The organism is Sphingopyxis sp. (genome assembly GCF_025869345.1).
In the GTDB taxonomy this organism is placed as follows: domain Bacteria; phylum Pseudomonadota; class Alphaproteobacteria; order Sphingomonadales; family Sphingomonadaceae; genus Sphingopyxis.
The window spans coordinates 1-9307 of the sequence record NZ_JAOZVW010000068.1 but is presented as its reverse complement, the minus strand read 5'-3'; the positions used below and the strand labels follow the sequence as shown (position 1 = coordinate 9307).

Annotated in this window: 9 protein-coding genes and 1 tRNA gene; 5 read left to right on the top strand and 5 right to left on the bottom strand. The window is 67.4% G+C overall.

Going from position 1 to position 9307, the window contains the following annotated elements:
* Nucleotides 1–304 precede the first annotated feature (304 nt).
* Nucleotides 305–1549, top strand: a complete 1245-nt coding sequence (locus tag OJI97_RS07430) for an FAD-dependent monooxygenase (RefSeq protein ID WP_297662423.1) — start codon at nucleotides 305–307, stop codon at nucleotides 1547–1549.
* A gap of 136 nt (nucleotides 1550–1685) precedes the next feature.
* Entirely contained in the window at nucleotides 1686–2393 is a 708-nt protein-coding gene (locus tag OJI97_RS07425; RefSeq protein WP_297662422.1) for a sigma factor, read from the top strand.
* A gap of 183 nt (nucleotides 2394–2576) precedes the next feature.
* On the opposite strand, the gene OJI97_RS07420 is transcribed toward OJI97_RS07425, so the two are convergent.
* Nucleotides 2577–3227, bottom strand: coding sequence for an LON peptidase substrate-binding domain-containing protein (locus tag OJI97_RS07420; protein WP_297662421.1), 651 nt, complete (start codon nucleotides 3225–3227; stop codon nucleotides 2577–2579).
* Between the two features lie 6 nt (nucleotides 3228–3233).
* Complete coding sequence (locus OJI97_RS07415; protein ID WP_297662420.1) at nucleotides 3234–4145, bottom strand: tetratricopeptide repeat protein; 912 nt, start codon at nucleotides 4143–4145, stop codon at nucleotides 3234–3236.
* A 160-nt stretch (nucleotides 4146–4305) separates the two neighbouring features.
* Between OJI97_RS07415 and OJI97_RS07410 the strand changes: the two genes are divergently transcribed.
* Nucleotides 4306–4380 (top strand) — tRNA-Gly (locus OJI97_RS07410).
* A 104-nt stretch (nucleotides 4381–4484) separates the two neighbouring features.
* Here OJI97_RS07410 and OJI97_RS07405 read toward each other — a convergent pair.
* A complete protein-coding gene (locus tag OJI97_RS07405) occupies nucleotides 4485–5261 on the bottom strand; it encodes a transglutaminase family protein (protein WP_297662419.1) in 777 nt (258 codons plus the stop codon).
* A 59-nt stretch (nucleotides 5262–5320) separates the two neighbouring features.
* Between OJI97_RS07405 and OJI97_RS07400 the strand changes: the two genes are divergently transcribed.
* The gene (locus OJI97_RS07400; protein WP_297662418.1) at nucleotides 5321–6559 is read left to right on the top strand and encodes an MFS transporter; all 1239 of its coding nucleotides are present in this window, start codon (nucleotides 5321–5323) and stop codon (nucleotides 6557–6559) included.
* Here OJI97_RS07400 and OJI97_RS07395 read toward each other — a convergent pair.
* Nucleotides 6532–7293, bottom strand: a complete 762-nt coding sequence (locus tag OJI97_RS07395; RefSeq protein WP_297662417.1) for a molybdopterin-binding protein — start codon at nucleotides 7291–7293, stop codon at nucleotides 6532–6534. The genes OJI97_RS07400 and OJI97_RS07395 overlap by 28 nt on opposite strands.
* A 101-nt stretch (nucleotides 7294–7394) precedes the next feature.
* Here OJI97_RS07395 and OJI97_RS07390 point away from each other — a divergent pair, with 101 nt between their 5' ends.
* Nucleotides 7395–8030, top strand: a complete 636-nt coding sequence (locus tag OJI97_RS07390) for a glutathione S-transferase family protein (RefSeq protein WP_297662416.1) — start codon at nucleotides 7395–7397, stop codon at nucleotides 8028–8030.
* 271 nt (nucleotides 8031–8301) lie between these two features.
* On the opposite strand, the gene OJI97_RS07385 is transcribed toward OJI97_RS07390, so the two are convergent.
* On the bottom strand, nucleotides 8302–9030 hold the full coding sequence (locus OJI97_RS07385) for a Bax inhibitor-1/YccA family protein (RefSeq protein WP_297662415.1): 729 nt from the start codon (nucleotides 9028–9030) through the stop codon (nucleotides 8302–8304).
* Between the last annotated feature and the right edge of the window lie 277 nt (nucleotides 9031–9307).

The following is a 9307-nucleotide window of genomic DNA, read 5'->3' as shown; positions in this document are numbered from 1 at the left end:
TTCGTCATTCCCGCGAAAGCGGGAACCCAGGGCGTGCGTCGGCTGACCCCACACTGGGTTCCCGCTTTCGCGGGAATGACGAAGAGAGGGATGAAGACTGTCGCTCCCCTGCCGCCTATAAACTCTCGTCATCCCGGACTTGATCCGGGATCCATTCATCCGGCGCTGAGAGAATGGATCCCGGATCAAGTCCGGGATGACGATGAAGGATAGGTCGGCTTCGGGGTCGTTTTCAGACATTCCGCTCTCTTTCGGTCAAACGCCGTCCTTTTCATCCTGCCCCAAAACGCGCTAGGGTGGGTGCATGACCGAACCCTTGCGTAGCGATGTGTTGATCTCCGGCGGCGGCCTCGTCGGGCAGGCATTGGCGCTGGCACTGGCGCGGCACGGCCTGTCGAGCCAGATCGTCGATCCCGCCGATCCGGTGGCGACGATCGCGCCGGGCTTCGATGGTCGCGCCTCGGCGATCGCGAGCGCGGTGTGGCGGATGTTCGAGGTGATCGGTATCGCCGACCGGCTGGCCGATCACGGCTGCCCGATCCGCGCGATCAAGGTCAGCGACGGCGGGCCGAAGGAAAATGGCGGCGGCGGCGAACTCGATTTCGTCACCGCCGAGGACGCTCCGGCTCTCGGCACGATGGTCGAGAATCGCCGCCTCCGCCTCGCGCTCGCGGCGGGAATCGCCGAGGCGCCGCTGGTACGGCTCTTCGCCCCCGCGAAGGTCGCGGCGCGCGACGTCGGGCCGCACGGCGTGACGCTGACCCTCGCCGACGGGACGACGCTCGCGGCGCCGCTGTTGATCGTCGCCGAGGGGCGACGCTCGCCGACGCGCGACGCGGCGGGGTTCAGCATCGCCAACTGGTCCTATCATCATCACGCGATGATCGGCGCCGTCGCCCACGCCAAGCCGCACGATCATGTCGCGCACGAAATCTTCTTCCCTTCGGGGCCGTTCGCGCTGCTGCCGCTCGTCGACGACGAACAGGGGCGGCACCGCTCGGCATTCGTGTGGACGGTGTCCGAAAAGGACGGGCCGGGCTTCGCGAAGCTCGGCGACCGCGGCTTCACCGCCGAGCTCGAAAAGCGCGCGGGCGGGCTGCTCGGCGCGATGGAGCTCGTCGCGCCGCGCATGACCTATCCGCTCGGCTTTCATCACAGCGCAAAGATCGTCGCCGACCGCATCGTCCTCGTCGGCGACGCCGCGCACGGCATTCATCCGATCGCGGGGCAAGGACTCAACCTGGGCCTGCGCGATGTCGCGGCGCTCACCGAAGTGCTCGTCGAGGGCGCGCGGCTCGGGCTCGACCTCGGCGACGCGGCGCTGCTCGCGCGTTATCAGCGCTGGCGCGGGCTCGACAATCTGATGGTCAGCCTCGCGACCGACGGCCTCACCCGCCTGTTCGGGATTCCGGGCAGGACCGCCTCCGCCGTCCGCCGTGCCGGGCTCGGCGCGGTGCAGCGCATGCCGATTCTCAAGCGCTTCTTCATGGACGAAGCGCGCGGCGAGGCGGGCGACCTGCCGCGCCTGCTGGCGGGCGCGGAAATCTGACCTCAATCGTCGCCCCAACCCGCGCAGGGGCGACGGATATGTGTTTATACTTAGGGGCCCGGCACCTCGCCGCTAACCATCGCGGCCTATCCCTTGTCCTGCGGGCGGCCAAGCCCGCCCAGGATGGGGAACGACCATGTCGGCCAAAAGCGATGCCCTCGAAGATGCCGTTACCGCATTGATCCAGGCGCGCACCGCGCTCGAAGCGGTGCCGGGGCCGCGCGCACGGGCGCGCGTCGATCGTGCCTTCGCGCGTCTGTTCGCGCTCGCGGCGCCGCGCATCCGCTATTTCACCCGGTCCTACGGCCTCGCCGACGTCGCCGAGGATGCCGCGCAAGCCTGTGCGATCGCGCTCCATCGCGCCGCCGAGCGCTACGACCCCGCGCGGGCGCGCTTCACCACCTATGTCAATTGGCAGATCCGCGCCGAATTGCAGGCGCTGCGCCTGCGGCTCCACGGCGACCAGCGCTGCGCCGGCCGCCGCATGGCGGGGGCGGTGCTGTCGCTCGACGCGCTGGCGGAGGCGGGCGGTGATGACGGGCTTGTCGACCCCGGCGCCGAAGCGGCGACCGAGCGGGCCGCCGCCGATGGCCTCGCCAGCCTCGTCGCCGACCGGCTCGTCGCCGACTGGGCGGCGCGCCGCGAAAAGGCGCTGCTGCGCACTCCGCGCGGCGCGGCGGCGCCCGAACGGGTCGCGGCGAAAGCGCACGCGGAAGGCGCGCTCGTCCGCCGCCAACTCACCCACACCGAAGCGCTGATCGAACGGCTCGGCGAGGCCGACCGCCATATCGTGCGCCGCGCCTTCGCCGACATGGCCCGAATAGTGGGTGCCAAGCCGCATTGAGCCGACCCTTCGTCCTTCCCGCGGGGGTGGGAATCCAGCTTTCTTGTCCGCCTTATCTCTTCGCGCCTTTGCGTGAGATTTCAAAACCTCACGCAAAGGCGCAAAGGCGCGAAGAAAAGGGAAATGAACGGGAAAGCTGGATCCCCGCCTTCGCGGGGATGACGGGGCTTGGGATTGGGTGAGCTATTGCAACGTCGCGCGCCCGTCGTCGCCGTCGAAGCGGCCGAAGAATTGCATCATTTGCACGACCAACTCGGCGCGCGCGTCGATCGGGCTTGCCTCGAGCAGCGCCTGCTTCGCCGCTGCATCGAACGGCGCGACCTGCGCGATGCCGTTGACCAAGGTCGCGTCGTCGAGCTGGCCGACCGAATCCCAGTCGACGACATAGCCCTGCCGCGCCGCGAAACGCTTCGCCTCGCGCTCCAGGCTCGCGCGCTCGATGCTCGACAATATGGCGTCGTCCTCGGCTTCGACCTCGATCTCGGCCTCGACCTGGCGGAAGGGCGTCGTGACGTCGAGCTCGCGGCGGACGCGGAAGCGCGCGACGCCTTCGAGCACCAGGTTGAAGCGCCCCTCGTCGAGCGCCTCGACATCGACGATGCGCCCGACGCAGCCGACATCGTAGAGCGCGGGCGGTTCGCGGGCTTCCTCGCCGGGAATCTGGCGCGGCTGGATCATTCCGATCTGGCGGTCGCGCGCGAGCACTTCCTGCACCATCGCCTTGTAGCGCGGCTCGAAGATGTGGAGCGGCAGGTGCAGCCCCGGAAACAGCACCGCGCCGGGCAGCGGAAAGATCGCGATCCGCTGGATGGTGAGGGGTGCGGCTTCGGCCATGGCGCGTCAGCCGAACAGGATCAGCGACAGGCGGCGGCGCTGCGCCGCGACCCACGGGTCTTCGAGGCCGACGGCCTCGAACAGCGACAGCAGCTTGGCGCGCGCGGCGCCGTCGTTCCATTCGCGGTCGGCGGCGACGATGTGGAGCAGATTGTCGGCGGCGGCATCGCGCTGCCCGGCGCCGATCTGTGCGGCGGCAAGGTCGAAGCGCGCCTGATGATCGCCGGGGTTCGCCGCGACCGCGGCCTCCAGCCCGGCGAGCTCGCCCGCATCGGGCGCGTCGGCGGCGAGCGCAAGGGCGCTTTTCGCCTGCGCGATCGCGGGGTCGGCCACGATGTCGGCGGGCACCGCGTCCAGCGCCGCCTGCGCCGCCTCGGCGTCGCCCGCCAGCAGCAGCGCGCGGATCAGCCCGCCGTGCGCCGCGGCATTGTCGGGCGCCATCTCGACGATCTGCGAAAAAATGCCCGCGGCGCGCGGCCCGTCGCCCTCGGTCAGCACGCCCTCGCCCATGTCGATCAGCGGCGCGATCTCGACCGCGCGGGCGCTCGCCTCGCTCTCGATCGGAAGCTGCGCCAGCAACTGGTCGAGCATCGCCTTGAGCTGGCTTTCGGTCCGCGCATTGGTCAGGTTGGCGACCGGCTGGCCCTGAAAGATCGCATAGACGGTCGGGATCGACTGGACCTGGAACTGGCTGGCGATGAAGCCGTTCGCATCGACGTCGACCTTCGCCAGCACGACGCCCTTGTCGGCATAATCCGCGGCGACCTTTTCGAGCACGGGCGCAAGCTGCTTGCACGGCCCGCACCATTCGGCCCAGAAATCGAGGATGACGAGGCTTTTCATCGACGGATCGACGACGTCGCGGCGGAAAGCCTCGACGGCTTCCTTTTCCTGTGGATTGAGACCGAGAGTGGCCACCGATGCTTGCTCCTTGCTTTGTGCGTTTTGGCTTATGTGGGATTTGGCGCGCCAATGCCAACCCTTCGCGGAAAAAGCGCAAACAGGGCTTGCCGACTCCGAAAGCCGGTGCTAATCGCGCGCCTCACCCGCTGGGAGCCACCCGTTTCCAGCCGCCAGAGCGGGCGTAGCTCAGGGGTAGAGCACAACCTTGCCAAGGTTGGGGTCGAGGGTTCGAATCCCTTCGCCCGCTCCAGCTTTCGCTGATCTCGATTTAGCCACACTAAATCGAGATCAGCGAAAGTCGGGCCAGCCCCGCGCAGCGGGGACTGACGGCGTGGCTTTGCTACCCCGGGCCACCTAGGCCTTTTCCACCCGCACCTGCTGCTCGACCAATTCGATCTCGCGATAGGCGGTGAGGAAGGCGATGTCGGCGGCGTCGCGGCCGACGCAGATTCGTGCGGTTTCGGTGGGGCACGACATGCCGGTTGCGTCGACCATGCGCCAGTCGCCATCCAGATAGACTTCGGCAACGGCGTGGAAATCCATCGGCGTCACGCCGAGCGCATAGACGCTCGCCATGCGCGCGGGAATATGGGACGAGCGGGCGAGCGCGATCATCACATGCGCATAGTCGCGGCATACCCCGCGCCGCTCGACGAAGCTGTCGAGTGCGCCGGTCTCCGCGTCGCTGGTTCCCGCCACGTAAGTGAAGCGGCTTTCGATCCAGTCGCGCATCGCGGCGATCTTGGCGCCGCCCGCAAGCTCGCCGAAGCGGCGCTCGACGAAGGCGTGGAACTTGTTCGACGGGCAATAGCGCGATTCGTTGAGATAGGGGACGGCCGCCGCGGGGAGGCGGTGGAGCGGGACTTCGGACAGGGCGCGCAAATCGACGGCGGGGCGGTCGATCGCGACCCGCGCGCGATAATCGACATGCAGGGCGCCCGCACCATGCAGCCATATGGGCTCGCAGATACCGTCGGCCGCCGGGACGCGCGCCACATAATCGGGATGGCCGAGGTCGAGCGAGGTCTGCTCGACATGCTGGCCACCGCCGTTCGCGGCCTCGATCTGCAGCATCAGGTCGACCGGCTCGGAAAGGCGGTAATTTAGGGAGGCGGAGATTTCGAGTTTCATATATCGGCAACGCTCCAGAGAAGGGTCGGTCGCGAAATGACAGCCGGAGAAAAGCATAAATGACGTCGGCGCGCACCATCGCCTTCATCGTCGTCACCATCTTCATCGACGCGATCGGCTTCGGCATCATCATGCCGGTGCTGCCGCAGCTCGTGATGGAGGTTGGCCGTGTCGACCTGCCGCACGCGATCGAGGTCGGCGCGTGGATCGGGCTGGTGATGGCGGTCGCGACCTTCCTCGCCTCGCCGCTGCTCGGCAACCTCTCCGACCGCTTCGGGCGGCGGCGGGTGCTGCTGCTCTCGCTCGGCGGGCTGGCGGCCGACTATACGCTGCTGACCGTCGTTGGCACGCTGCCCTGGCTGTTCGTCGCGCGGGCGCTGTCGGGTATCTTCGGCGGCAGCTATGCCGCGGCGCAGGCGGCGATCGCCGACATCACCAGGCCCGAGGAACGCGCGCGCAACTTCGGCTTCGTCGGCGCGGCCTTCGGGGTCGGTTTCGTCGTCGGCCCGGCGATCGGCGGCTTCCTCGGCGAGCTCAGCCCGCGTGCGCCGTTCGTGGCGGCGGCGATCCTCGCCGCGGCGAACATGCTCTACGGCCTGATCGTCTTTCCCGAAACGCTGGACGCCGGGCGCCGCCGCGCCTTCGACTGGCGGCGCGCCAATCCGCTCGGCGCCTTCCGCACCCTTCGCGGCCTGCCCGGCATGGGCGGGGTCGCGGCGGTGCTGGTGCTGTGGCAGATCGCGAGCCTCGTCTATCCGATGACGTGGAGCTTCTATTGCATCGCGCAGCTCGGCTGGACGCCGGGGATGATCGGCGCCAGCCTGGCGGCGGTCGGGGTCGCGATCGCGCTGGGGCAGATGCTCGTCGTCGGGCCGATGGTCGCGCGCTTCGGCGAGCGCGACGCTGCGACCTTCGGCATCCTCGTCGCCGTGGCGGTCTATGTCGGCTATGCCTTCACCACCTCGACGATCGGCGCCTTTCTGCTGCTGATCCCCGTCGCGCTGCAGGCGCCGGTGCAGCCGTCGCTGATGGCGATGATGTCGCGCCGCGCGACCGCCGAGACGCAGGGCGAGGTGCAGGGGATTTCGGCGATGGCGATGGGGCTCGGCCAGCTCGCAGCGCCGATCCTGCTCACCGGGACGATGGCTTATTTCACCGCGAAGAGCGCGCCGGTGCATTTCCCCGGCGCGGCGTTCATCGTCGCGGCGATCTTCGGCCTGCTCGCGATCGCCATGCTCCGCCGCCTGCCGCGCGCGCTGCCGGCGAGCGATCAGATACCGCCGTCGGTCACCGCATAGCCGATCGCCTCGAACCCGGTCGTCAGCATCGCGACGCAGGCCGCGACCGCGGCGCCGTCGGTCGAACGGATGACGAAATTCGCCCCGACCCTGCCCTCGCGGAAAAAGGGATAGCTGCCGATCGCGACCCCCGGATGCTCCTTTTCGCCGAGGCGGAGCAGGTCGGCGATCTCGCTTTCGGGGGCCCAGGCGCCGATCGTGTGCGCGATCAGCGGCGCGCCGCCCTCGAGTTCGCCGGTCAGCGCGTCGAGCATCCCGGCGGTGATGTGCGGTACCCCCGCCATGACGAAGAGATTGCCGATGCGGATGCCGGGCGCGCCCGACATGCGGTTCGGGATCAGGTCGGCGCCGTCGGGCACGCGCGCCATGCGCAGCCGCGCCTCGGTGAGCTCGCTGCCGCGCTTGCTGTAATAGCCTTCGAGGATCGCGCGCGCTTGCGGATGGATCACGACCCCGACGCCGAGCGCCCTGGCGACGGCGTCGACGGTGATGTCGTCGTGGGTCGGGCCGATGCCGCCGGTGGTGAAGACATAGTCGTAGCGCGCGCGGATCGCGTTCAGCGCGTCGACGATCTCCGCCTCGACATCGGGGACGATGCGCACTTCGCGCAGGCGAATCCCCTGCACGTCGAGCCAGGTCGCGATCTGCGACACATTCTTGTCCTGCGTGCGGCCCGAGAGGATCTCGTCGCCGATCACCAGCACGGCGGCGGTCCAGATGCGTTCGTCGCTCATCGCTTTGCCTTAGCTTGCTGCCGTGACAAAACAAGGGTGCTGGATGCAGGCAATTGTTCCTGTTATGTTCCAATCCGAATCGCAACCCAGGGAGAGCCGCGATGGCCGACGAGCTGATTTTCTACACCAACCCCATGTCGCGCGGGCAGATCGTCCGCTGGATGCTCGAAGAGGTGGGGGCGCCCTATGAAACGCAGATGCTGGGCTATGGCACCTCGATGAAGGACCCCGCCTATCTGGCGATCAATCCGATGGGCAAGGTTCCGGCGATCGTCCATAACGGCCGCACCGTCACCGAATGCGCGGCGATCTGCGCCTATCTGGCCGACGCGTTTCCGGCCGCGGGCCTCGCACCGGCGGCAGCCGACCGCGCCGATTATTACCGCTGGATGTTCTTTGCCGCGGGGCCGGTCGAACAGGCGATCACCGCGAAATCCCTTGGCTTCGAACCCCACGCAGACCAGCAGCGGATGGCGGGCTTCGGTTCGCTCGCCGCCGCACTCGACGCGCTGGAGGGCGCGGTCGCGGGCAAGGCCTTCGTCGCTGGCGATCGCTTCAGCGCCGCCGACGTCTATGTCGGCAGCCAGATCGACTGGGGGCTGCAATTCGGCACCATCCCCTCGCGCCCGGCGTTCGAAGCCTATATCGCCCCCATGCGCGAGCGCGCGGGCTACAGGCGCGCAAAGGCGATCGACAATGCGCTGATCGCCGAGATGCAGGCGGCGAATGAGGGGTGAGTGGGCGCCTCCGCGCGAATCTCATAATATGCGGACCTTCGACCGATAGAAGATGTCGGGTATCTCATATCTTCGTCATTCCCGCGAAAGCGGGAACCCAGAGCGTGCGTCGGCTGATCCCACACTGGGTTCCCGCTTTCGCGGGAATGAAGAAGAGGTGGAATGGCCGCTTCCCGCCATATGGCGCCCGCACGCATTTCCAGCGAACGCCCAAAGAAAAAGCCCGGCGGATCGCTCCGCCGGGCTCTTGTTTTGCCTATCGTCGGTCCGCTCAGTCGCGGCTGCCGAGCAGGTTGAGCAGGAAGGTGAACATGTTGACGAAGTCGAGGTAGAGCGTCAGCGCGCCCATCACCACCGACTTGCCGACGAAGTCGGTCCCGCGGACATAGAAATACATGCTCTTGATCTTCTGCGTGTCATAGGCGGTCAGGCCTGCGAACAGCAGCACGCCGATGATGCTGATCGCAAGGTTCAGCGCCGCCGACTGCACGAACATGTTGATGAGCAGCGCGACGAGGATGCCGACGACGCCCATGATCAGGAAGGTACCAAAGCCCGACAAATCCTTCTTGGTCGTGTAGCCATAAAGGCTGAGGCCGAGGAAGGCCGCCGCGGTCGCGAAGAAGGTCGTGGCGATCGAGGTCTGGGTAAAGGCCAGGAAGATCGTCGACATCGACAGGCCCATCACCGCGGCATAGGCCCAGAAGAGCATCTGCGCGGCGGTCGTCGACAGCTTGTTGATCCCGAAGCTCAGCACCATCACGAAGGCCAGCGGCGCAAGCATCACCACCCACATCAGCGGGCTGCCGACCAGCGACAGGGTGAAGCCCGAATTATAGGCCAGCATCGCGACGATGCCGGTCAGCAGCACGCCCGAGCCCATATAGTTGTAAACCGACAGCATGTACGACCTCAGGCCGGCGTCGACGGCCTGATCCATCGCGCTCGCGCTGCCAGGGAAGCCGGACGCCGCCATATTGGGGTCGTTCCAATTCGCCATTTCAAATCTCCATCACCGGCCAGACGATACCGGCCATAGCGGCAATATCGGTATAATCGCCCGCCGTTTCAAGCAAAACCGGGTCGAAGGGCGAAACGCGGCAAGAATACCCGCAGAGGCGGCAGAATCGGATAGGGGTTCACGCGGAGACGCGGAGGCGCGGAGGCGCGGAGCATGATGGATATCGACGGAAAAATTTGTGTCCCCGCGAAGGCGGGGACCCATCTCCTATGGGTTCCATCTTGCACCGACCGGAGATGGGCCCCCGCCTTCGCGG